This window comes from Streptomyces sp. F63 (assembly GCF_018070345.1).
In the GTDB taxonomy this organism is placed as follows: Bacteria; Actinomycetota; Actinomycetes; order Streptomycetales; family Streptomycetaceae; genus Streptomyces.
This window is the reverse complement of sequence record NZ_JAGPXX010000015.1, coordinates 50,433-71,882: the sequence shown is the minus strand read 5'-3', so window position 1 is coordinate 71,882 and position 21,450 is coordinate 50,433. Positions and strand designations below refer to the sequence as shown.

At 74.2% G+C, this 21,450-nt stretch carries 21 protein-coding genes and 3 tRNA genes; 5 read left to right on the top strand and 19 right to left on the bottom strand.

The window, feature by feature from the left end; translation table 11 throughout:
• Positions 1-29 precede the first annotated feature (29 nt).
• From KBZ10_RS17110 to KBZ10_RS17090, 5 genes are all read right to left on the bottom strand, one after another.
• Positions 30-464: a MaoC family dehydratase gene (locus tag KBZ10_RS17110; protein ID WP_210988519.1), complete on the bottom strand. Its 435-nt coding sequence runs from the start codon at positions 462-464 to the stop codon at positions 30-32.
• 1 nt (position 465) lies between these two features.
• Positions 466-918: a MaoC family dehydratase N-terminal domain-containing protein gene (locus KBZ10_RS17105; protein WP_210988518.1), complete on the bottom strand. Its 453-nt coding sequence runs from the start codon at positions 916-918 to the stop codon at positions 466-468.
• A 222-nt stretch (positions 919-1,140) separates the two neighbouring features.
• Complete coding sequence (gene rpmG, locus KBZ10_RS17100) at positions 1,141-1,305, bottom strand: 50S ribosomal protein L33 (protein ID WP_003948671.1); 165 nt, start codon at positions 1,303-1,305, stop codon at positions 1,141-1,143.
• Positions 1,306-1,388: 83 nt separating this feature from the next.
• A tRNA-Met gene (locus tag KBZ10_RS17095) sits at positions 1,389-1,461 on the bottom strand.
• Positions 1,462-1,507: 46 nt separating this feature from the next.
• Positions 1,508-1,580, bottom strand: a tRNA-Thr gene (locus tag KBZ10_RS17090).
• A gap of 234 nt (positions 1,581-1,814) precedes the next feature.
• Here KBZ10_RS17090 and KBZ10_RS17085 point away from each other — a divergent pair.
• Both KBZ10_RS17085 and KBZ10_RS17080 read left to right on the top strand, forming a co-directional pair.
• Positions 1,815-3,131 carry an amidohydrolase family protein gene (locus KBZ10_RS17085; RefSeq protein ID WP_210988517.1) on the top strand — a complete coding sequence of 439 codons (1,317 nt, stop codon included), beginning with the start codon at positions 1,815-1,817 and terminating at the stop codon, positions 3,129-3,131.
• Between the two features lie 179 nt (positions 3,132-3,310).
• Positions 3,311-3,973, top strand: a complete 663-nt coding sequence (locus KBZ10_RS17080) for an NAD(P)H-binding protein (protein WP_210988516.1) — start codon at positions 3,311-3,313, stop codon at positions 3,971-3,973.
• Positions 3,974-4,065: 92 nt separating this feature from the next.
• Here the strand turns inward: KBZ10_RS17080 and KBZ10_RS17075 are convergent.
• A tRNA-Tyr gene (locus tag KBZ10_RS17075) sits at positions 4,066-4,147 on the bottom strand.
• A gap of 192 nt (positions 4,148-4,339) precedes the next feature.
• Here KBZ10_RS17075 and KBZ10_RS17070 point away from each other — a divergent pair.
• The gene (locus KBZ10_RS17070) at positions 4,340-4,828 is read left to right on the top strand and encodes a YajQ family cyclic di-GMP-binding protein (RefSeq protein ID WP_210988572.1); all 489 of its coding nucleotides are present in this window, start codon (positions 4,340-4,342) and stop codon (positions 4,826-4,828) included.
• A 137-nt stretch (positions 4,829-4,965) separates the two neighbouring features.
• On the opposite strand, the gene KBZ10_RS17065 is transcribed toward KBZ10_RS17070, so the two are convergent.
• Positions 4,966-5,841, bottom strand: a complete 876-nt coding sequence (locus KBZ10_RS17065; protein ID WP_210988515.1) for an ATP-binding protein — start codon at positions 5,839-5,841, stop codon at positions 4,966-4,968.
• A 371-nt stretch (positions 5,842-6,212) separates the two neighbouring features.
• Between KBZ10_RS17065 and KBZ10_RS17060 the strand changes: the two genes are divergently transcribed.
• Positions 6,213-6,857, top strand: coding sequence for a GNAT family N-acetyltransferase (locus KBZ10_RS17060; RefSeq protein WP_210988514.1), 645 nt, complete (start codon positions 6,213-6,215; stop codon positions 6,855-6,857).
• A 112-nt stretch (positions 6,858-6,969) separates the two neighbouring features.
• Here the strand turns inward: KBZ10_RS17060 and KBZ10_RS17055 are convergent, their stop codons facing one another.
• The 12 genes from KBZ10_RS17055 to KBZ10_RS17000 all read right to left on the bottom strand — a co-directional run bounded on the left by KBZ10_RS17055 (position 6,970) and on the right by KBZ10_RS17000 (position 19,862).
• On the bottom strand, positions 6,970-7,362 hold the full coding sequence (locus KBZ10_RS17055; protein ID WP_210988571.1) for a YccF domain-containing protein: 393 nt from the start codon (positions 7,360-7,362) through the stop codon (positions 6,970-6,972).
• Between the two features lie 437 nt (positions 7,363-7,799).
• Positions 7,800-8,657, bottom strand: a complete 858-nt coding sequence (htpX, locus tag KBZ10_RS17050; protein ID WP_210988513.1) for a zinc metalloprotease HtpX — start codon at positions 8,655-8,657, stop codon at positions 7,800-7,802.
• Between the two features lie 296 nt (positions 8,658-8,953).
• Complete coding sequence (locus KBZ10_RS17045) at positions 8,954-10,525, bottom strand: NADH-quinone oxidoreductase subunit N (protein ID WP_210988512.1); 1,572 nt, start codon at positions 10,523-10,525, stop codon at positions 8,954-8,956.
• On the bottom strand, positions 10,522-12,132 hold the full coding sequence (locus tag KBZ10_RS17040) for a NuoM family protein (protein ID WP_210988570.1): 1,611 nt from the start codon (positions 12,130-12,132) through the stop codon (positions 10,522-10,524). The genes KBZ10_RS17045 and KBZ10_RS17040 overlap by 4 nt, the downstream gene beginning before the upstream one ends.
• Positions 12,133-12,162: 30 nt before the next feature.
• A complete protein-coding gene (locus KBZ10_RS17035; RefSeq protein WP_210988511.1) occupies positions 12,163-14,394 on the bottom strand; it encodes an NADH-quinone oxidoreductase subunit L in 2,232 nt (743 codons plus the stop codon).
• Positions 14,391-14,795: an NADH-quinone oxidoreductase subunit NuoK gene (nuoK, locus tag KBZ10_RS17030; RefSeq protein WP_210988510.1), complete on the bottom strand. Its 405-nt coding sequence runs from the start codon at positions 14,793-14,795 to the stop codon at positions 14,391-14,393. The genes KBZ10_RS17035 and nuoK overlap by 4 nt, the downstream gene beginning before the upstream one ends.
• Positions 14,795-15,553, bottom strand: coding sequence for an NADH-quinone oxidoreductase subunit J (locus KBZ10_RS17025; RefSeq protein ID WP_210988509.1), 759 nt, complete (start codon positions 15,551-15,553; stop codon positions 14,795-14,797). Before KBZ10_RS17025 ends, nuoK begins: the two co-directional genes overlap by 1 nt.
• Positions 15,550-16,200 carry an NADH-quinone oxidoreductase subunit I gene (locus KBZ10_RS17020; protein WP_210988508.1) on the bottom strand — a complete coding sequence of 217 codons (651 nt, stop codon included), beginning with the start codon at positions 16,198-16,200 and terminating at the stop codon, positions 15,550-15,552. Before KBZ10_RS17020 ends, KBZ10_RS17025 begins: the two co-directional genes overlap by 4 nt.
• Positions 16,200-17,165, bottom strand: a complete 966-nt coding sequence (locus tag KBZ10_RS17015) for a complex I subunit 1 family protein (RefSeq protein WP_210988507.1) — start codon at positions 17,163-17,165, stop codon at positions 16,200-16,202. Before KBZ10_RS17015 ends, KBZ10_RS17020 begins: the two co-directional genes overlap by 1 nt.
• On the bottom strand, positions 17,162-18,568 hold the full coding sequence (locus KBZ10_RS17010; RefSeq protein ID WP_210988506.1) for an NADH-quinone oxidoreductase subunit C: 1,407 nt from the start codon (positions 18,566-18,568) through the stop codon (positions 17,162-17,164). The genes KBZ10_RS17015 and KBZ10_RS17010 overlap by 4 nt, the downstream gene beginning before the upstream one ends.
• Positions 18,565-19,461, bottom strand: coding sequence for an NADH-quinone oxidoreductase subunit NuoB (gene nuoB, locus KBZ10_RS29530; RefSeq protein ID WP_374223366.1), 897 nt, complete (start codon positions 19,459-19,461; stop codon positions 18,565-18,567). Before nuoB ends, KBZ10_RS17010 begins: the two co-directional genes overlap by 4 nt.
• Positions 19,452-19,862, bottom strand: a complete 411-nt coding sequence (locus KBZ10_RS17000; RefSeq protein ID WP_210988504.1) for an NADH-quinone oxidoreductase subunit A — start codon at positions 19,860-19,862, stop codon at positions 19,452-19,454. The genes nuoB and KBZ10_RS17000 overlap by 10 nt, the downstream gene beginning before the upstream one ends.
• 273 nt (positions 19,863-20,135) lie before the next feature.
• Here KBZ10_RS17000 and KBZ10_RS16995 point away from each other — a divergent pair, with 273 nt between their 5' ends.
• On the top strand, positions 20,136-21,362 hold the full coding sequence (locus KBZ10_RS16995; protein ID WP_210988503.1) for a sensor histidine kinase: 1,227 nt from the start codon (positions 20,136-20,138) through the stop codon (positions 21,360-21,362).
• Positions 21,363-21,450: the final 88 nt, after the last annotated feature.

Genomic DNA, 21,450 nt, shown 5'->3' with positions numbered 1-21,450 from the left:
GCCGGGTCGTCGTTCCCGTCCGGCTCCGGTCAGCTCAGCTGGACCACCGCGCGGGACATGCCCAGGACCTTCTGGCCCGCGCTCGTCGCCGTCAGGTCGACCCGGACCCTGCGGGTGTCCTCGCCCAGCTTCGCGGCGACCTTCGCCGAGACCTCGATCACGGCGCCCTTGTCGTCGTCCGGTACCACCACCGGCTTGGTGAAGCGGACCCCGTACTCCACCACCGCCGCCGGGTCGCCCGCCCAGTCGGTGACGACGCGGATCGCCTCGGCCATGGTGAACATGCCGTGCGCGATGACGTCCTCCAGCCCGACGCTCTTCGCGAAGCGCTCGTTCCAGTGGATCGGGTTGAAGTCGCCGGACGCGCCCGCGTAGCGGACGAGGCCGGCGCGGTCCACCGGGAAGCTCCGGGGCGGCAGTTCGGTCCCGGGCTCGACGTCGTCGTAGGAGAGGGCGGCGGCCATGTCAGTTCTCCTCCGGAGCGCGGGAAACGATCACGGTGTGGGCGGTGACCACATGCTCGCCGGCGGCGTCGTGGACATCGCCGCGGATGTCGAGGATGTCGTTGCCCGCGAGGGTCTTGACCTCGTCGATGGTGGTGGTGACCGCGAGCCGGTCGCCGGCGCGCACCGGGCGGCTGTAGACGAACCGCTGGTCGCGGTGGACCACCCGGCTGTAGTCGAGGCCGAGCTGCGGGTCGTCGATCACCTGCCCGGCCGCCCTGTACGTGAGCGAGAACACGAAGGTCGGCGGGGCGATCACATCCGGGTGACCGAGTGCCCGGGCCGCCTCCGGGTCGGTGTAGGCCGGATGCGGGTCACCGACGGCCTCGGCGAACTCCCGGATCTTCTCGCGTCCGACTTCGTACGGCGCGGTGGGCGGGTACGCCCGGCCGACGAAGGACTGGTCGAGCGCCATCTGCTCGGCACCTCCTGCTCGGGGCTGATGCTGATCGGTCTACCAGATGGCCCCGGTCGCCCCGGCCGTGGTCATCCGGCAGACCGTTGGCCCGGTCGTCCGATACCCCTCCGGGCCACCGCCGGCAGACCCTGCGGGCCCCGTCGACCAGCGGGTTCACGGGACCCCGGCAACGCCATGAGGCCGCCCCCGGCGGGGGCGGCCTCATGGACGAGCCTGTTGTTATCGCGTCTCGCGGTGCGCGGTGTGCGCGTTGCAGCGCGGGCAGTGCTTCTTCATCTCCAGTCGGTCCGGGTTGTTGCGCCGGTTCTTCTTGGTGATGTAGTTCCGCTCCTTGCACTCCACGCAGGCCAGCGTGATCTTCGGGCGGACGTCGGTGGCAGCCACGTGAGTGCTCCTTGGACGAACAGTGGATGAACGCAGAAAGAGTAGCCGATCGAAGGACTGAGCCTGCAATCGGCTACTGTTCGTAGCGGTGACCGGACTTGAACCGGTGACACAGCGATTATGAGCCGCTTGCTCTACCGACTGAGCTACACCGCTTCGATGTCGGACAACCCGCCGCCAGGACGGATTGTTCCCACACCAGAGCCCCAATACGGAATCGAACCGTAGACCTTCTCCTTACCATGGAGACGCTCTGCCGACTGAGCTATTGGGGCGAGCGATGAAGACATTACACGCTGACCGGCCGAAGGTGAAATCCGTATCGGCCCCGCCCGCCCCTGCCGCTCACCGCCCGGCCGCCCCCTCCCCCGCGCCCCGGCGACCTCACCGGTACGACTATTCCGCTCCTGCTCGTGGCCGCCGCGGAGGCCGCCTAGGCTCGCCTCACGCTTCGTGACCTTTACCCCGGAACCCGGACGGAACCGCCCGCAGAAGCCCGCAGGAGCGCGATGCCCGACAGCCGCCGACCGCAGCCCTCCGGCAGCCAGGGCGCTCCCGAGCCGTCCGCGCTCGTCCTGTCCGGCGCCCGGCTCCCCGACGGCCGCACCGTGGACGTCCGGCTCAGCGGAGGGTGCATCGAGGCGGTCGGCACGGCCGGGAGCCTCACCCGCTTCCCCGGTACGGGAGAGCACGCCGGGAGCCGCGCGGGGGATGCCGCCCGGATCGACCTCAGCGGCTATCTCCTGCTCCCCGCGCCGGCCGAGCCGCACGCCCACACCGACACCGCACTCACCGCCGACGGGGACGGCCCCGCCCCCTGCAGCGCAGACGACGTGCAGCGCCGCACCACCGAGGCGGCCCTGCTCCAGCTGGGGCACGGCGCCACCGCCCTCCGGGCACACGTCCGCGTCGGCGGAGTACACGGGCTGCGGGCCCTGGAGGGAGCCCTCCAGGCGCGGCGGGCGCTGGACGGGCTGACCGATCTGACGACGGTCGCCGTACCGCGCGTGCTGACGGGGGCGGCGGGCGCGGACGGGCTGGCGATACTGCGGGACGCGGTCAAAATGGGCGCGGCGGTCGTCGGCGGCTGCCCGGATCTCGATCCGGACCCCTCCGGCCATGTCGAGGCCGTGCTCGGGGTGGCGGCCGAGCACGGCTGCCCCGTCGACCTCCACACGGAGGGTGACGACCCGGCGCGACTGGCGCGGCTGGCGGCGATGGCCGGCGGGCTGCGGCCCGGGGTGACCATCGGACCGTGCGCGGGGCTCTCACTGCTTCCCCGGCCGGACGCGCGCCGGGCGGCCGACCGGCTCGCGGCAGCGGGCGTCTCCGTCGTCCTGCTGCCGCAAGGCGGGTGCGCGGCCATGGAGTGCGACGGAGCGGTGCCCCCGGGACCACCGGCTCCCGCTGCCGCCCCGGTGCGGTTGCTGCGGGCGGCCGGGGTGCGGGTGGCCGCGGGCAGCGGGGCGCTGCGGGACGCGGCCAACCCCGTGGGGCGCGGCGATCCGCTGGAGGCCGCGTATCTGCTGGCCGCGCAGGGCGGGGAGAGCCCGGAGGCGGCCTACGCGGCGGTCAGCGACCGCGCCCGGGCCGTCATGGGGCTGCGGCCGGTACGGCTGGAGGCCGGCTTCCCGGCGGAGTTGCTGGCGGTACGGGGGGAGAGCGTGGCCGGGGCGCTGTCGCTGGCGTACAGCCGGATCGTGGTGCACGAGGGGCGGATCGTGACCCGTACCAGCGCGGTGCGCGAGTATTGCGGCTCGGACACGGTGGCCTCGCTCGACCTGCCCCGCCAGGCGCGGCAGGGGCCGCGGAGCGACACTCCCTGACGGACGGCCGTGCGCCGGGACACGTGGCCGTCGGAGGGCCGGGGCGGGAGGGCGCGGGGCGGTGCGGTGCGGCAGCCGGCGTGCAGTCATCCGAGGGGCGTGGAGAGGACTTCGGTGGCGCCTGTGTGACCAGCGCGCCCTCTGTCTGCGGCTCACGCCCTCGGCGTACGGTCGGAACCATGCGCATTGTCATCGCTGGAGGACACGGTCAGATCGCACTGCGGCTGGAGCGGTTGCTCGCCGGGCGCGGTGACGAGGTCGCGGGCCTCATCCGCCGTCGCGAGCAGGGGGACGACCTGCGGGAAGCGGGAGCCGAACCCGTGCTGTGCGACCTGGAGTCGGCCATCACCGAGGAAGTCGCGGCCCATCTGCAGGGCGCCGACGCGGCGGTCTTCGCGGCGGGCGCCGGACCGGGCAGCGGCACCGCCCGGAAGGACACCGTGGACCGGGCGGCCGCGGAGCTCTTCGCCGCGGCGGCCGAACGGGCCGGGGTGCGGCGCTTCCTCGTCGTCTCGTCGATGGGGGCCGACAGCGAGCCGCCCCCGGGCACCGACCCGGTCTTCGCCGCCTACCTCCGGGCGAAGGGCGCGGCGGACGCCGCCGTACGGGCCCGCACCGGACTGGACTGGACGATCCTGCGGCCGGGCCGGCTCACCGACGATCCGGGGACGGGGCTGGTCACGCTCGCCGAAAGCACCGGGCGCGACGCGGTGCCGCGGGACGACGTGGCGGCGGTGCTGGCCGCGCTGCTGGACGAGCCGGGCACCATCGGCCGGACGCTGGAGCTGATCAGCGGCACGGTCCCGGTGGCGGAGGCGGTGAAGGCCGCCGGGGCGGGCTGAACGGAGACGAACGGAGAGAAGTGAGGACCGGACGGGGCACGAAGAAGGCCCCTGATCTGCTGAACGCAGGTCAGGGGCCTTTTCGTTTCCTGTGGCGGCGCCAGGATTCGAACCTGGGAAGGCTGAGCCGGCAGATTTACAGTCTGCTCCCTTTGGCCGCTCGGGCACACCGCCTGGGAAGTGCCGCCGCCGTCCCGCTCGGTGGCGGTGCTCGGTGGCAACGTCGTAAACCATACCCGATGAACCGGGGTGGTCCGCCACCCGGTTGATCGCGGTTGGATCATGAGTCGGATGGCTAGGCTGGGCGCCGCGGGCCGGGATGGTGCCGCAATAACGGATGATCTACGGATGAGGAGCCAACTCACGATGGCCGACTCCAGTTTCGACATCGTCTCGAAGGTCGAGCGGCAGGAGGTCGACAACGCTCTCAACCAGGCCTCCAAGGAGATCTCGCAGCGCTACGACTTCAGGAACGTCGGCGCGTCGATCGAGTGGTCGGGCGACAAGATCCTGATGCAGGCGAACTCGGAGGACCGGGTCAACGCGATCCTGGACGTCTTCCAGTCCAAGCTGGTCAAGCGCGGGATCTCCCTCAAGGCACTGGACGCCGGGGAGCCGCAGCTCTCCGGCAAGGAGTACAAGATCTTCGCGAGCATCCAGGAGGGCATCTCCCAGGAGAACGCGAAGAAGGTCGCGAAGATGATCCGCGACGAGGGCCCGAAGGGCGTCAAGGCACAGGTGCAGGGCGACGAGCTGCGGGTGTCGTCCAAGAGCCGGGACGACCTGCAGGCGGTGCAGCAGCTCATCAAGGGCGCGGACCTGGACTTCGCGGTGCAGTTCGTGAACTACCGGTGAGGCCGGTGGCCTGAGGTCCGCGTCCGCGCGGCCTGCTGCGACACAGCGAGGGCAGTACGTCGGAATCGCCGTCCGACGCACTGCCCTCGTTGTGCGTTTCTCGTTGTGCGTTGCGGTGTCCGGGGCGTCGTGCCGTGTCAGCCGGCGGCGAGTTCCGGGGATGCGACGGCTGCCAGGGCGCGAGCCACGGACAGGGCACGGCCGGGATTGCCGCCGGAGGCGCGGTGCACCGCGTCCCTGAGCCGGGGCGGCACCCCGTGGCGGGCGAGGAGTTCGGCGGTCGCCGCCGTGTCGAGCGGCGGCAGGGTGATGGTGTCCCGGGGCGTGGCGCCGCAGAGGGCGAGGGCCACGGGTTCGCGCGGTTCGCCGGGCACGATGCGCTCGGCGATCAGCAGGCGCAGCTCCGCCGGGACGGTTCCGGCGCCCGGGTGCAGGACGGAGCGCAGCAGCAGCACGCTCTCCTCGTCCAGCCACTGGGCGTCGTCGATGACGAGAAGCACCGGCCACTCCCCCGCCAGTCTGCGGAGGAGCGCGGGTACCGAGGCGGCGGGTGCGGCACCGAGCGGGCCGCCCCTGCGGGCCCGGCCGGTGGACGCACCCGCGGCGCGGCGGCCTCCGGCGGCACGGGCACCACCGGTGCTCCGGCCGCCGCCGCGGACGGTGGCGCGGGGGAAGCCGGCTCCGGCGGTGCCCGGTCGCGTACCGCCGCCGGAGCGGAGGCCGGTGCCGGCGGTGGGCAGGCTGCCGGGGAGCGAGCGGAAGGACATCCCGGGCAGCGGGGCGAGTGCCGCGGTCGGGATGGCGGCGAGCAGTTCGGTGGCGGCGGCGCCGGGCACGCTCCGGTCGCGTTCGCCCGGGACCAGGCGGAGCACGGTCTCGCCGCGCGACTCGGCGGTCGCCGCGACCGCGTCCAGGACCGCCGAGCGGCCGGCTCCCGGCGCGCCGGTGAGCACGGCGCGGCCGTGGGTGCGCAGGGTGCCGTGCAGCCGGTCGAGGAGATCCGAGCGTCCCACGGGGGCTCCCGGTCGTCCGGCGGTTTCTCCGCCGTGCACTGTCGACCGCATGACACGTCCACCGCCTTCGCGCGCCGTTGCGTCGCCGCATCGTGTTCCACGGGCCGCGATCCCGTGTCCCGGATGGGGAGTTGGGGTGGAGACGGGATCGCGGAGCGCGGGGGACCAGCCGGACCGGGTCGCCACAGAGGGGGAGGTGGTGACCGGTTCTTCGAGCGTAGGTTCGGGGCGGCGGGCCCGATACGGGGAAAACCCTTGTCGGGACCCTGGCCCGCCGCCCCCGGGGTGCGGGTGCTCCGGTGTGCCGTGCCGGTGGGGACGCGGGGGCGGGGGCTGGTGGACGGGCTCCGCCGGTCCACCAGAATGGGGCCATGGACGGCATCCCGGGTGACGGCGCGCAGGCCCTTCCCGACGGCCACGAGGGCGGTGCTCCCGGCCTCGCGGCGAGCGGTGTCCCGGAGGCAACGGCGGACGGCCCTCCCGGCGTCGTCCTCCGGGCCGCCGGGGAGGACGAGTTGGCGGCCGTCGCCGCGCTGCGGTGGCAGTGGGTGCTGGAGAACGGGGGAACGCCCGTCACCACGCGCGAGGAATTCCTGCGGCACTTCGCCGCCTGGGCGCGGGAGAACGCGGCGTCGCACCGCTGTGTGGTGATGCTGCGCGGCGCGGAGGTCATCGGGATGGCGTGGCTGGCGGTCGTACGACGGGTACCGAGCCCGCGGGCGTTGGAACGGGCGTCGGGCGATGTGCAGTGCGTGTACGTCGTCCCGGCGGAGCGGGGCGCCGGGCTGGGCGGGCTGCTCATCGACGCCGTGCGGGAACTGGCGCGGGAGTCGGGGCTGGAGCGGGTGACGGTGCACTCCAGCCCCCGGGCCGTCCCCGCGTACGTTCGGCACGGATTCGCGGTCTCGCCGCAGCTCCTTCAGGCGGCGGGGGGCGGGGGCCCCGCCGGTTCTGCCGGCCCCGCCGGTTCCCCGGGACGTCCGGGGACCCCGGTCGCGGGTTCCTCCGGGAGCTGAGCCGCCCCGTGGGCCGGATCCGGTGGGCGGAGCCGGTGGGCGGAGCCGGTGGGCGGGGCCGGTGGGCGGATCCGGTGGGCGACCGCGCGCCACCGCTTCGACGGCCGCGGCCTCAGCGGGTGGCGAACGGACGGTCCGTCGGGACGATCTCGCGGCCGAGCGGCATCAGGGAGATCGGGATCAGCTTGAAGTTGGCGATGCCCAGCGGAATTCCGATGATCGTCACGCAGAGGGCAAGGCCGGTGACGATGTGCCCGAGAGCGAGCCACCAGCCCGCGAAGATGATCCAGACGACGTTGCCGATCAGTGAGCCCGCGCCCGCGTCGCGCCGCTCGACGGTCGTCTTGCCGAACGGCCACAGGGCGTAGCCCGCGATCCGGAACGACGCGATGCCGAACGGGATCGTGACGATCAGGACGAAGCAGATGAGCCCGGCGAGCACATAGCCGAGGGCCAGCCAGAATCCGGAGAACACAAGCCAGATCAGGTTCAGAAGTGTCTTCACTCCTCCAGCCTGCCAGAGGTGGGCCTCGTTGCCCGCCTTGACGACGGCCGCCGAGGTCCTGGCCGTCCGCTGCCCGGACTCGCCGAGCGGCCAGGCGGCCAGGAACGGGTTGTAGTACGTCATACCCGCGTACCGGGTGCCCGCCGAACCGGCCTTGCGCAGTTTCCCGGTGATCTCGGTGAGGTTGGCGCCGATGGTCTGTGAGGCCCTGGCGAGATCCGGGCCCCGGGGAGCTCCCTGGCACGGCCCCGGGGGCAGGACGGGGACACCGGGGCCTGCCCGGGCCCGGTTCACCGGCCCGGCCGGTGCCGCGGGAGGAGGCCGGTGCCGCGGGAGGAGGCCGGTGCGCCGGGCCCGCCCGCGCACCGGGGTGCTGCGGACCCCGGTTCCCGGGCCGGGCTCCGGGCTCCCGTCTCCCGGCGCGGGCGGGCGTTCCCTCAGCGGCCGCCCGCCATGCGCTCCAGCCGGGCAACGCGCTCCGCCATCGGCGGGTGGGTCGAGAAGAGTTTCGACACCGTGCCCGGGCGGAAGGGGTTGACGATCATCATGTGGCTCGCTGTCTCCAGGCGCGGCTCGGGGGGCAGCGGCAACTGCTTCGACCCGGCGTCGAGCTTGCGGAGGGCGCTGGCCAGGGCCAGCGGGTCACCGGTCATCCCGGCGCCGGACGCGTCGGCCTCGTACTCCCGGGACCTGCTGACCGCGAGCTGGATGAGCGAGGCCGCGAGCGGGCCGAGCAGCATGATCAGCAGGAAGCCGAAGAGCCCGGGGCCCTCGTCGTCGTCGGTGCGGCCGAAGGGGATCAGCCAGGCGAAGTTCACCAGGAACATCACGACGGAGGCGAGGGCGCCGGCGACCGAGGAGATCAGGATGTCGCGGTTGTGGACATGGCTCAGCTCATGGCCGAGGACGCCGCGCAGCTCGCGCTCGGTGAGGATGCGCAGAATGCCGTCGGTGCAGCAGACGGCCGCATGGCGCGGATTGCGGCCGGTCGCGAAGGCGTTCGGCGCCTGCGTCGGGGAGATGTAGAGCCGCGGCATGGGCTGCCGGGCGGCGGTGGAGAGCTCACGGACGATGCGGTACAGCTGCGGGGCCTCGAACTCGCTCACGGGGCGGGCCCGCATCGCGCGCAGGGCGAGCTTGTCGCTGTTCCAGTACGCGTAGGCGTTGGTGCCGAGCGCCACGAACACCGCGACGAGGAGGCCCGTACGGCCGAAGAGGCCACCGATCACGATGATCAGTGCCGAGAGTGCGCCGAGGAGTACGGCGGTCTTCAGCCCGTTGTGCCGGCGGTGCACGGTACGCCCTCCTGGTGCTGGGGTGGGGAACTTGCCGCTCTGTGCTCCACCTTCGAGTGGCCCCTTCCTCTTCCCGGTCAACGCGGGACGGGAACGGTGAGTTCCCAGGTGGCCGCGGGGTGCGCGGGATGCCGCCGGGCCGGGCGCGGGCGCGCGGCCGCCCGTGGCCGCGGCCTGCCGGCCCATGAGCGCGGAGACCGCGCCCGGGCGTACGCCCTGGTGCTCCGGGCAGCGGGCGGGGTGCCGGCCGGCCGCGCCCGGCGGGCCCGTCCGCGCCGGGGACGGCCGTGATCAGGTCACAGCAGGGCGGCGGTGGCGAAGCGCAGGACGAGCTGCGGAGCGCCGGAGAGAGCGACGCCCAGGACGGCGGCGAGGCCGATGGCGGCGGTCAGGGGAGCCGGGGCCCCCGGCGGCCGGGGAGGGGCGGTGGGCGGTGCGGTGGCGGCCCGCGCGGCCCCGGCCGGTGCGGTCGCTGTCCGCGGGGCGGCCGCGGCCGGTTCGCGGGCCGGCCCTCGGAAGAGGACCGCCGTCCAGCGGAGGTAGTAGGAGAGCGCGATCACGACGTTCACGGCCATGACGGCCGCGAGCCAGCCGAGTCCGGCCTCGACCGCCGTCGCGAAGACCGCCACCTTGGCGAAGAGCCCGATGATCCCCGGCGGCAGCCCGGCGAGCGCGAGCAGGAAGAAGCCGAGGGCGAGCGCGGCCGCCGGGCGGGCGCTCCACAGGCCCCGGAAGTCGCTGATCCGGCCCTCCGGTCGCGTGCGGACGACCAGGGCGGTGACGCCGAAGGCACCGAGGTTGACCACCGCGTACATCAGGGCGTAGGCGACGGTGGTGCCGATGGCGCCGTTCGGGTCGTCCGTGTACGCGGCGGCGGCGATCGGCACCAGCAGGTAGCCGGCCTGGCCGACGGACGACCAGGCCAGCAGGCGGACGGCGCTGTGCGGGCGGTCGGGGCGCTGGCGCAGCGCGGCGGCGTTGCCGGCCGTCATGGTGAGCGCGGCGAGCACGGCGACCACCGGGCCCCAGATCTCCGCGTACGAGGGGAACGCCAGGGCGGTCACCAGGATCAGGCCGGAGAACCCCGCCGCCTTGCCGACCACCGACAGATAGCCCGCGATGGGCACCGGCGCGCCGACATAGGTGTCGGGCACCCAGAAGTGGAAGGGCGCGGCGGCCGTCTTGAACGCGAAGCCGACGAGGGTGAGGGCGACGCCCGCGGTGGCGAGGGTGGACAGCCGCGCGGGCACCGTGCCGAGTCCCTCCGCCACCCGCGAGAGGTGCATCGAGCCGGTGGCCGCGTAGACGAAGCTCACGCCGAGCAGCATGACGGCGGTGGCAACCACGGACGACAGGAAGAACTTGAGCGCCGCCTCGGAGGAGAGCCGGTTGCCGCGCCTCAGGCCGACGAGGGCGAAGGCGGGCAGCGAGGCGACCTCCAGGGCGACGACCAGGGTGGCCAGATCGCGGGAGGCGGGGAGCAGGGCGGCGCCGGCGGCGGAGGCGAGCAGCAGGAACCAGTACTCGCCGGCGGGAAGACCGAGGTCCCGGACGGTGTGCACGGAGAGCAGGGCCGTCAGCAGCGCCCCGCCGAGCACCAGGAACTGGAGGGAGAGCGCGAACGGATCGGCCGCGTAGCTGCACGTGTCGGGCGCGGCGGTGAGGCAGAAGGTGCGCCGGCCGCCGCCGAGCAGCGGCAGCAGGGCCAGGGCCGCGAGGACGAGGCCCGCGAGCGCGAGGGCGCCGAGCAGCGGCTTGCGGCGCTCTGGCAGGAAGAGGTCGGCGACGAGCACCACCAGGGCGGCCGCGGCGGCGATGGCGGGCGGGGCGATCGCGAGCCAGTCGACGGACTGGACGAGGGAGGTCATCGGCTGCCTCCGGTCAGGAGCGTCTGCACGGCCGGATCGGTCAGACCGAGGAGGGCCGCGGGCCAGAGGCCGGCGAGGACGGTGAGGACGACGAGCGGGGTCCAGGCCGCGAACTCGGGGCCCCGGACGTCGGTGAACACGGCCGGTGCGGCCTCGCCGCCGTCGGGACCGTCGCCCATGCAGACGCGGCGGACGACGACGAGCAGGTACGCGGCGGTGAGCAGGGTCCCGAAGGCGGCCACCGACATGAAGACGAGGAAGGCGGGCCGGCTCAGACCCTCGGCGGGCCGGAAGGCCCCGAAGAGAGTCAGCATCTCGCCCCAGAAGCCGGCGAGCCCGGGGAGGCCGAGTGAGGCGACGGCGGCGAAGGCGAGCAGTCCGCCGAGCCGGGGGGCGCGGCCGTAGAGAGCGCCCCCGGAGACGCCGGCGAGCCGGTCCAGGTCGGCGGTGCCGTAGCGCTCCTTGACCGCGCCGACGAGGAAGAAGAGGAGGCCGGTGATGAGGCCGTGGGCGACGTTGGCGAAGAGGGCGCCGTTGACGCCGGTGGGGGTGAGGGTGGCGATGCCGAGCAGCACGAAGCCCATGTGGCCCACGGAGGAGTAGGCGATCAGGCGTTTCAGATCGCCGCCCGCGCCGCTGCGGGCCAGGGCCAGGCAGGCGAGGGACCCGTAGACGATGCCGGCGACGGCGAAGGCGGCCAGATACGGGGCGAGGGTCAGCATGCCGTCGGGGGCGATGGGCAGCGCGATGCGGACGAAGCCGTAGGTGCCCATCTTCAGCAGGACACCGGCGAGGAGGACGGACCCGGTGGTGGGGGCGGCGGTGTGGGCGTCGGGGAGCCAGCTGTGGAACGGCCACATCGGGGTCTTCACGGCCAGGCCGGCGCCGATGGCGAGCACGGCGATCAGTTGCGTGGTGTGACCGATCGACGACCCGTTGTCAGTGGCGAGTGCCACCATGTCGAACGTGCCGCCGCGGAGTCCGAGGAGGAGGAGGCCGAGCAGCATCACGACGGAGCCGAGCAGCGTGTAGAGGATGAACTTCCAGGCCGCCCGCTCCCGGCCCTCGCCGCCCCAGCGGGCGATGAGGAAGTACATCGGGATCAGGACGGTCTCGAAGGCCAGGAAGAAGAGGAGGAGGTCGAGGACGGCGAAGGTGGCGAGGGTGCCGCCCTCCAGGAGGAGGAGCAGCGCGACATATCCCCGGGCGGAGGGGGCTGAGGGGGCGGAGGTTGCTGAGGGGGCCGCAGGACCGGACCCGGACCCGCCGGGTCCGCGGTAATAGGCGTGGACCGCGCACAGGAAGGTCAGCAGCGCGGTCAGCACGAGAAGGGGGAGCGAGACGCCGTCGACGCCGAGGTGGATCCGGGTGTCCAGGGCGGGGATCCAGCCGACGTCCGTGGTGGCCTGCATGCGGGCGGGGTCGTCGCGGTCGAAGCCCACGGCCAGGGCGACGGACAGCAGCAGGACGGCGCCGGTGACGGTGACGCCGTGGCGGAGTACGGCCTGTTCGGGGCCCCGGCCCCTGAGACCGGGGGGCGCGGGGAGCAGGGCGGCGGCGGAACCCAGCAGGGGGAGGAGGACGATCGCGACGAGGAGGTACCGCATCACGGTGTCATTGAGCAGGCCACTCACGGGTCACGCTCCGGTTCCGGTGGCGACGAGGACGGCGGTTACGGCCAGGACGACGGAGCCCGCGAGGAGGGCGCCCAGATAGGTCTGCACATTGCCGGTCTGGGCGCGGCGGACGGCCGCGCCCACGAGGCCGGGTCCGGCGGCGGCAGCGCGGACCCAGGTGTCGACGACCTCGCGGTCGAGGAAGGCCACCAGTCGCGCGGCGGCGCGGACGGGCAGGACGAAGGCCGTGGAATAGAGCCGGTCGAGGTGGAAGCCGGCGGCGGCGTGGCGGTGCAGCGGGCCGAGGAGGAGCCGTCCGGGGTCGGCCGGGTCGGGGGCGGAGGCGATGTCCCCGTAGGCCGGTTCGTGAGTGGCGATGGCCTCCGCCTCGGAGCGTGCGGGCTCCGGGGTGCCCGGGTGCGCGGGCACGGCCGCCACCGCGAAGGGGCGCGCCGGGCGGGCCAGGGCTGTGGTGTGCCGCCAGGTGGCGTAGGTGAGGAGGATGCCGACGAGGGCGAGACCGGTACCGAGGACGGAGGTGACCAGGGTCGGGGCGAGCGAGTCGCCGTCGAACCAGTGGGGCAGCCACCCCACGGCGGCGCCGAGCCCGGCGGCGGGGAGGAACAGCACCCAGAGCACGGCGTTCATGACGACCGGGGTGCGGGTGTGGTGCGGGGTGCCGGGCGCGGGGCCCGGGGCGTCGGCCGGCGCGGGCTCCCGGCCGGGGAGGGAGTCCACGGCCGCGGTGGCCGGCGCTCCCGTCCCCGCGCCCGCCTCGGCCGCGGGGACGGCGGCTTTCCCGGGCCGCGCGCCGTCGCGGGCGGCGTCGGCGGCGTCGGCGGCGGCGTCGGCCGGGCCCGGCTCCGCGCCCCCGCCGGTGCCGGTCGCGGCGGCGGACGCGCGGGCGCCGGGGACGCCCATGAGCAGCCAGAGGCGGGTGGCGTAGGCGGCGGTGAGGAGGGCGGTGAGCAGTCCGGCGGCGAGCACGGTCCAGCCCGCGGCGGCCGGGATGCCCGGGGCCTCACCGAGGGCGGCGTGCTCGGCGGCGCCGAGTACGGCCTCCTTGGAGAAGAAGCCGCTGAACGGCGGGACGGCGGCCAGGGCGAGCAGCGCCACGGTCATCGTCCAGAAGGCGTCGGGCGCACGCCGGCGAAGCTCCGGCATGCGGGACATGGCGGCGAGCGAGTTGGTCCCGGCGACGTGGATGAGCACGCCCGCGCCGAGGAAGAGGAGGGCCTTGAAGGCGCCGTGGGTGAGGAGGTGGAAGACGGCGGCACCGCGCTCGCCGACGGCCAGGGCCCCGGTCATGTAGCCGAGCTGTCCGAGGGTGGAGTAGGCGAGGACGCGTTTGATGTCGTCCTGGGCGAGCGCGGCGAGCGCGGAGCCGGCCATCGTCACGGCGGCCATCAGCCCGAGGACGACCAGCGCGGCGGCGGAGGAGGCGAAGACGGGCAGCAGCCGGGCGACGAAGTAGACGCCGGCGGCGACCATCGTCGCCGCGTGGATCAGCGCGGAGACCGGCGTCGGGCCGGCCATCGCGTCGGGCAGCCAGGTGTGCAGGGGGAACTGCGCGGACTTGCCCGCCACGCCGGCGAGCAGCAGCAGGGCGATCAGCGTCGGGTGGGCGAGCCCGTCACCGGAGGAGGCGGCGGTGAGGACGCCGCTGATGCGGAAGGTGCCGGCCTCGTCGGCGAGTGCGAACAGGCCGATCAGGAAGGGGACGTCACCGAGCTTGGTGACGAGGAACGCCTTGAGGGAGGCGGCGCGGGCGGCCTCCGTCTCCCAGTAGTGGCCGACGAGGAAGTACGAGCAGATGCCCATGACTTCCCAGCCGACCAGCAGCACCATCAGGTCGCCGGAGTAGACGACCAGCAGCATGGCGGCGGTGAAGAGGGAGACGAGGGCGGCGTAGGAGGTGTAGCGGGGGTCGTCCCGGAGATAGCCGGTCGAGTAGAGCTGCACGCAGGTGGCGACGGTGCCGACGAGCACGGCCACCAGCACCGCGAACCCGTCCAGGCGCAGGGCGAGATCGATGGGGACGGAGCCGGTGGCCGTCAGCCGGATCCCGGCGTCCAGGGGCTCGCCGCCGCCCTGGCGGACGGCGGTGACCGCGGCCAGGACCGCGGAGGCGAGGGTCGGCAGCACGGCGAGTGGCTGTATGAAGCCGGGGGCCCGCCGGCCGAAGAGCAGGATCGCCACGGCGCCGAAGAACGGCAGGAGGGGGACGAGGACGGCGAGGGTCGTGGTCGTCACGCGGCGGCCTCTGCCTTCTGTTCCGGTGCCTGCTGGGTGCCGTCCGCCCGCGCGGCCGTGGTCCCGCCGGGGCCGGTGTCCGGGCCGGGCCCGCCGGGTTCGGCGGTGTCCCGGAGCCGGTCGATGTCCGAGTTGCCGCGGCCCCGGTGGACGAGGAGGACGATGGCGAGGCCGATGCCGATCTCGGCGGCGGCGATGGTGATGGTGAAGAGGGTCAGCGCCTGCCCGGCGTGCAGGGTGTCACGGAGCCAGACGTCGAAGGCGACCAGGTTGAGGTTGACGGCGTTGAGCATCAGCTCGACCGACATCAGGACGAGGATCGCGTTGCGCCGGGCGAGGACGCCGTAGAGGCCGGTGCAGAAGAGGAGAGCGGCCAGCACGGCGGGATAGGCGAGATGCATCAGCCCTGCTCCTTGTCGTCCGGGTCGCCGTTCCGGACGGTGCCGGTGCCGTCGGGGGCGCTGCCGCCGTGACCGGCGTGGTCTCCCTCACCGCCCCGGCCGGGGGACGAGGCGCCGGCGGGCCCCTCCCGCGCCGGGGCGGAAGCGCCGGGGGTGCCGGAAGCGGCCGGCGAGCCGGCCGCGCCGCCGTTGCGGCGGGACAGGACGATCGCTCCGACGAGGGCGGCGAGCAGCAGCACGGACAGCGCTTCGAACGGCAGCACCCAGTGGCTGAACAGCATCCTGCCGGAGGCCTCCGTGCTGCCCCGCGCGGGCCCGCCGAGGTCGATCCAGGTGGTGCGGAAGGCGTCGGCGACCACCCAGACCAGGGTCACCGCGGCCACCGACGCCACCGCCAGGGCGACCGGGCGGTTGCCCGAATCCGCGTCCGGGGAGCGGCCGATGGGGGCCCGGGTCAGCATCAGCCCGAAGAGCAGCAGGACCACCACCGAGCCGACGTAGATCAGCACCTGTACCCAGGCGATGAACTCGGCCGTCAGCAGCAGGTACTCGACGGCCAGCCCGCCGAGCGCCACCACCAGCCAGAGCGCGGCGTGCACCAGCTGCCGGGTGGTGACGGTGACGACGGCCGCGCCCAGGGTGACCAGGCCGACCAGCAGGAAGGCGATCTCCACACCGGACGGTGAGAGAAAGCCCCGGGTCTGCGCGGAGGCGGCCAGGGCCTCGGCGGCGAGGGCCGCGGGACCGGTCCCGGTCATGCGCCGCTCTCCCGCCGCCGGCCCGGCCGCTGTTCCGGCTCGCCGCCGGGCGCGGAAACGTCACCGCCGGCGGGTGCCCGGCCGGACGCCGCTCCGCCGGACGCCGCTCCGCCGGCCGTCTCCCCTGCCGCTGCGATCTTGTCGGCCGTCCTGCGCGCCGCCACGACCTCCTTCGGCTCCTCGGCCGCCGCGTCGAGCGCGGGCGGGGCGGGCACCGTCCACATCCACTCGCGCAGCTTGTCGCGCTCATGGGTGAGGTCGAGGATGTCGGTCTCGGCGTACTCGAACTCCGGTGACCAGAAGAGCGCGTCGAAGGGGCAGACCTCGATGCAGATGCCGCAGTACATGCACAGCGCGAAGTCGATGGCGAACCGGTCCAGCACATTGCGGCTGCGTTCGCGCCCGCCCGGAGCGGCCGGGGGAACCGTCTCCTTGTGGGAGTCGATGTAGATGCACCAGTCCGGGCACTCCCGGGCGCAGAGCATGCAGACCGTGCAGTTCTCCTCGAACAGCCCGATCACACCGCGTGAGCGCGGCGGCAGTTCGGGCTGCACGTCCGGGTAACGGGCGGTGTGCGCGCGCCGCGTCATCGTCCGCAGCGTCACGGCCAGCCCTTTGGCGAGGCCGCTGCCCGGCATGGGGGACATCAGGAAATCACCACCTTGACGACACCGGTGAGCGCGATCTGGGCGAGCGCGAGCGGGATGAGCACGGTCCAGGCGAGCTTCTGCAACTGGTCCTCGCGGAGTCTCGGATAGCTGACCCGCAGCCAGATGACGACGAAGGCGAGCAGCCCCGTCTTGAGCAGGGTCCAGACCCAGCCGAGCCCGTCGGCCGCGAACGGTCCGTGCCAGCCGCCGAGGAAAAGGACGGTCGTCAGCGCGCAGAGCACGACGATGCCCGCGTACTCGGCGAGCAGGAACAGCGCGAAGCGCAGACCCGTGTACTCGGTGTACGCGCCGAAGATGATCTCGGAGTCGGCGACCGGCATGTCGAACGGCGGCCGCTGGAGTTCCGCGAGTCCGGCCGTGAAGAACACCAGCGCCCCGACGATCTGCCAGGGCACCCACCACCACTGGAAGCCGTCCACGATGCCGGTGAGCGACACCGTTCCGGCGGCCATCGCCACCGAGGCGGCGGCCAGCAGCATCGGCAGCTCGTACGCCAGCAGTTGGGCGGCCGTGCGGAGCCCGCCGAGCAGCGAGAACTTGTTCGCCGACGCCCAGCCGCCCATCAGCGAGCCGAGCACGCCGACACCCAGCACCGCCAGCACGAAGAAGATCCCCGCGTCCAGGGACTGGCCGACGGCGTCGCCCGGTCCGACCGGGACGGCGACCAGCACCAGCAGATACGGCAGCAGCGCGACGGCGGGCGCGAGCCGGAAGACGCGGCGGTCGGCGCCCGCCGGGACGATGTCCTCCTTCTGCGCGAACTTCACGCCGTCCGCGACCAGTTGGGCCCAGCCGTGGAAGCCGCCCGCGTACATCGGGCCGAGCCGGCCCTGCATATGGGCCATGACCTTGTGTTCGGTCTGGCCGACCACGAGCGGCAGCACGAGGAACGCCACGAAGACCGCGAGCAGCCGCCATACGACGTCGAGCACGTCGGTCACGAGTCGCCTCCCGCGGAGTGGGAACCGGCGTCCGGGCCGGGGCCGGGACGGCGTGTCCGGCCGGGATCCCGCCCGTGCGCGCCGGGGTCGGGCTCCCCGGGGCCGGACTCCCCGCGCCCGGGTTCACGGCCGGACCCGTCTTCGGGGCTCCGGCCGGGTCCCTCGCCGGAATTCGGGGTCCCAGCGCTGCCGGGGTCCGCCGCCGTGGAACCGGCCGTCTTCCCGGTTTCCGTGGCCGCCCCGGAGGCGCCCTCGCCTCCGGCTGCCGCACCGCCGGCCGCAGCGCCGCCGGCCGTGCCCTCGCCGGCCGGCGGCTGCGGCTCCGCGGGACCCGGGCCGGGGTTGAGCCAGGGCGCGTCGGGGGAGCGCGGCGCCGGCTTCCGCCCGGCGGACTCCCCCGCCGGGCGCTTCCCGGCCGCGCGTCCGGTGGCGCGCGGGCCGCTGTCGTGCGGGCCGCTCTCCGGCGTGCCGGTGTGCCGGGCGGGCTCACCCGTTCCGGTCGCGGGCGGGGCCGCCGCGCCGTCCGGGGGAGTTCCCGTCCGCTCGGCCGCGGGAGTTCCCTCCCGCTCGGCCGCCCGCTGGCTCGCGGAGCCCGCGCTCGCGCTGCGGGCGCGGCGCGGCCTGCGCTCGGCCGTGCCCGGGGCGCCGGAGGGAGCGCCCGCGCCCGCCGCACCGGTCCGGCCCGCCGCCCCCGCGGCCCGCGCGCCACGGGCGGCGCGGGCGGGAGCCGGCGGCAACTGGCCCTTCAGCGGGCCCCATTCGTTCGGGTCCGGCACCCCCGGCGGCAGCATCTGCCGCCGCTTGGGCCCGCCGTGCCCGGACTCCCCCGGTTCCTTGGCGCCCGGCCACGCCTTGGCGACCCGGGCCGCGAGCACGAAGTCCTTGCGCAGCGGATGCCCCTCGAAGTTCTCGGGAAGCAGCAGCTTCTCCAGACCGGGATGGCCGGTGAAGACGATGCCGAACATTTCGTGCGTCTCGCGCTCGTGCCAGGCCGCGCCCGCGTACACGCCGGTGGCGGTGGGCAGTTCGGCGGCGTCGTGCGGGACGGTCGTCCGCAGGAGCAGCCGTCGCACGCCGGCGCCGGAGGCGGTGTCGGGCAGGGCGACGAGGTGGGCGGCGACCCGGAAACCGGTGCCGGGCTCGTCCACGGCGCTCAGCCAGTCGAAGTACGTGCAGCGGAGCGCGTCCCGGGCGATCTCCAGGGCGAGCAGCCAGGAGGCGGCGGGCACGTCGACGGTGAGCAGGTCGTACGCGTCCACGGCCGTGGCCCCGGCGCCGAAGAGTTCGTCGGCGGCCCCGGGCAGCCAGCCGACGGGCGGCTGCCCGGGGGTGCCGCCCGCCGCATCCGCCCCGCCTGGCCCGCCTGGCCCGCCTGGTGCCTCGGGCCGGTTCGGCTCGGTCATCGGCCGTCCTCCTCGGGAGCGGTCGGCGGCTTCGGCGTGCCGCCGGGACGCCCGGGCCCGGCCGCCGGCCCCTCGCTCGCGGGGGTCCCGGCGGACGGGCGGTCGGCGGACGGGCGATCGGCGGGCGGCTCGGCCGGAGCGGTGTCGCCGGCCGTGCCGCCCCCGGAGCGCGGTTCCCCGGCGGCCCTCTCCGCCGCCGCTGCCGCCGGGGTGGGCTCGGCCGCGGCTCGCGCGCCGGAGTCCGTACCGTCCGCCACGGGGGCCGCCGGCCCCTCGACCGGCCCGCTGCGGAGCTGGGCCGCCGTGGGGCGGCGTCCGGTGGCGGATGCCGCCCCGGGGCCGTACCGCTCGCCCAGCGATTCCCGCGCGATCTTCTCCTGGAGCTTGAGGATGCCCTGGAGCAGCGCCTCCGGCCGGGGCGGGCAGCCCGGGACGTAGACGTCGACCGGGATGATCTGGTCCACGCCCTTCGTCACCGCGTACGAGTCCCAGTACGGGCCGCCGCAGTTGGAGCAGGCGCCGAAGGAGATGACGTACTTCGGCTCGGGCATCTGTTCGTACAACCGGCGGACGGCGGGCGCCATCTTGTCCGTGACCGTGCCGGAGACGATCATCAGGTCGGCCTGGCGCGGGCCGGGCGCGAAGGGGATCACGCCGAGCCGGATGAAGTCGTGCCGGGCCATCGAGGCGGCGATGAACTCGATCGCGCAGCAGGCGAGTCCGAAGTTGAAGACCCAGAGGCTGTAGCGGCGGCCCCAGTTGAGGACGACCTTCATCGGCTCCGGCGCGAGCCGCGAGAGCACGCCGAGGCGGCGCGGCTCGGGCAGGAACTCCGGGCCGCCGCTGCCGCTTCCGTCCGCGCCGTCCGCGCCGTCCGTGTTCGTCACGTCCACTCCAGGACGCCCTTCTTCCAGGCGTACAGCAGGCCGACGGCGAGGAAGCCGAGGAAGACGAACATCTCGACCAGCGTGACGCCGCCGAAGCCCGGTGCGGCGAAGACCGTCGCCCACGGGAACAGGAAGATCGAGTCCACCGCGAAGATCACATACAGGAAGGCGTAGACGTAGTAGCGGACCTGGGTGTGCGCCCAGCCCTCGCCCACGGGGTCGACCCCGCACTCGTAGGTCAGCAGTTTCTCGGGTGTCGGCACCACCGGCCGGAGCAACCGTCCGGCCGTGAAGGCCACGACGACGAAGAGCACCCCCGCCGCGGCGAGCACGCCGACGACCGCGTAGCCCTCGAAGTAATCCGCCGCCAACTGGACAGGTGCCGTGCGTACGGTCGGCTCCAGCACGTCCGCCCCTCGCTCCTCGGCTGCGTTCTCTCCACGTCGCCCGGACGCCGTTCCCGCGCCGTCCAGCCGCCGTCCACACTCTCTTCACGACGATCGCACGGGCGCCCCACCGGCCGTCCGTCCGACGATCTGTACGCAGGGAGTCTAGGGCCTGCCCGCCCGCGTGTGAGCAGCCCGTACCGCACCCGGCGGGGGAACGGTGGGGTTGTCCCCACCCCGGCACCCCCGGGTTCCCCATGGCGCGGGCCGGTCCGCCTCCGGCAGGGTGAGCGCATGACCGAGAGCTCCCCGCCCCGCGCAGCCGGCCGTCCCGGGCACCGGGGAGGACGTACGGACGGGACGGACCGGGGTGAGGGCACCGGGCTCCCGTCGCCCGGTTTCGCGTACGGCGCGCAGACCTGGCGGGAGATCGCGCACCTGCTCGCCAATCTGCCGCTGGGCCTCGCCGGGTTCACCTATGTGTCGGTGTGGCTGTACGCGGGCGCGCTGCTCTCCCTGACGGTGGTCGGTCTGCCGATCCTGGCCCTCGGACTGCTGGGAGCACGCCAGTTCGGGAAGCTGGAGCGGGCCCGCGCGCGGGTGCTGCTGTCCCTGCCGGTCGAGGAGCCGAGCCCCATCCGGGGCCGTGCGCACGGCGGTTTCCTCCCCTGGCTGTGGGCCGGGCTGAAGGATCCGGTGGGCTGGCGCACCGTGCTGTACTCGCTGATCAGGCTGCCGTGGGGGGTACTCACCTTCACCCTCACCCTGGTCTCGCTCGTCGTCGCCTGGCCCGTGCTGGGCTGGACGGCGCGGGCGCTGACGCACGGCGACCGCGCGATGGTGCGGGGGCTGCTGTCGCCCTCGGACGAACTGGAGCGGCGCATCGCCGAGCTGGAGTCGGGCCGGGGGGCGGTCGCCGACACGGCCGCCGCGGACCTCCGCCGCATCGAACGCGACCTGCACGACGGAGCACAGGCCCGCCTCGTCGCCCTCGCCATGGACCTCGGCCTCGCCAGGGAGAAACTCCCCGAAGACCCCGAGGCCGCCGCCAAAATGGTCGACGAAGCCCACGGCGAAGTGAAAACCGCCCTCCGCGAACTCCGCGACCTCGCCCGCGGCATCCACCCCGCCATCCTCACCGACCGCGGACTCGGCCCCGCCCTCTCCCACCTCGCCGCCCGCTGCACCGTCCCCGTCACCGTCACCACCGACCTCCCCCACCGCCCCGCACCCGCCATCGAAGGCATCGCCTACTTCACCGCCTCCGAACTCCTCCAGAACATCAGCAAACACAGCCACGCCCACCACGCCACCCTCGACATCTGGCAAACCGGCGACCGCCTCATGCTCCACGTCACCGACGACGGCACCGGCGGCGCACACCCCGACAACGGCACCGGCCTCACCGGACTCACGGAACGACTCCACGCGGTCGACGGACTCCTCGCCCTCGACTCACCCCCGGGCGGACCCACCTCGGTCACGGCCGAACTACCCTGGCGCGACCGGCCGGCGGACTGAGCGCGCCCGGCCCGGCCGGCCGCGGCGACGGCCCTCCTCCCCGATCGGCCGGGCCCGCCTTCCCCCGCCGGTGGGGAAAACCCCACCC

Bases quoted from the DNA above. Each gene is read 5' to 3' on its own strand.
- KBZ10_RS17110 (WP_210988519.1), bottom strand. From the start codon at position 464: ATGGCCGCCGCCCTCTCCTACGACGACGTCGAGCCCGGGACCGAACTG.
- KBZ10_RS17105 (WP_210988518.1), bottom strand. From the start codon at position 918: ATGGCGCTCGACCAGTCCTTCGTCGGCCGGGCGTACCCGCCCACCGCG.
- KBZ10_RS17085 (WP_210988517.1), top strand. From the start codon at position 1,815: ATGCCCGACAGCCGCCGACCGCAGCCCTCCGGCAGCCAGGGCGCTCCC.
- KBZ10_RS17080 (WP_210988516.1), top strand. From the start codon at position 3,311: ATGCGCATTGTCATCGCTGGAGGACACGGTCAGATCGCACTGCGGCTG.
- KBZ10_RS17070 (WP_210988572.1), top strand. From the start codon at position 4,340: ATGGCCGACTCCAGTTTCGACATCGTCTCGAAGGTCGAGCGGCAGGAG.
- KBZ10_RS17060 (WP_210988514.1), top strand. From the start codon at position 6,213: ATGGACGGCATCCCGGGTGACGGCGCGCAGGCCCTTCCCGACGGCCAC.
- KBZ10_RS17045 (WP_210988512.1), bottom strand. From the start codon at position 10,525: ATGACCTCCCTCGTCCAGTCCGTCGACTGGCTCGCGATCGCCCCGCCC.
- KBZ10_RS17040 (WP_210988570.1), bottom strand. From the start codon at position 12,132: ATGCGGTACCTCCTCGTCGCGATCGTCCTCCTCCCCCTGCTGGGTTCC.
- nuoK (WP_210988510.1), bottom strand. From the start codon at position 14,795: ATGCATCTCGCCTATCCCGCCGTGCTGGCCGCTCTCCTCTTCTGCACC.
- KBZ10_RS17025 (WP_210988509.1), bottom strand. From the start codon at position 15,553: ATGACCGGGACCGGTCCCGCGGCCCTCGCCGCCGAGGCCCTGGCCGCC.
- KBZ10_RS17020 (WP_210988508.1), bottom strand. From the start codon at position 16,200: ATGTCCCCCATGCCGGGCAGCGGCCTCGCCAAAGGGCTGGCCGTGACG.
- KBZ10_RS17010 (WP_210988506.1), bottom strand. From the start codon at position 18,568: ATGACCGAGCCGAACCGGCCCGAGGCACCAGGCGGGCCAGGCGGGCCA.
- KBZ10_RS16995 (WP_210988503.1), top strand. From the start codon at position 20,136: ATGACCGAGAGCTCCCCGCCCCGCGCAGCCGGCCGTCCCGGGCACCGG.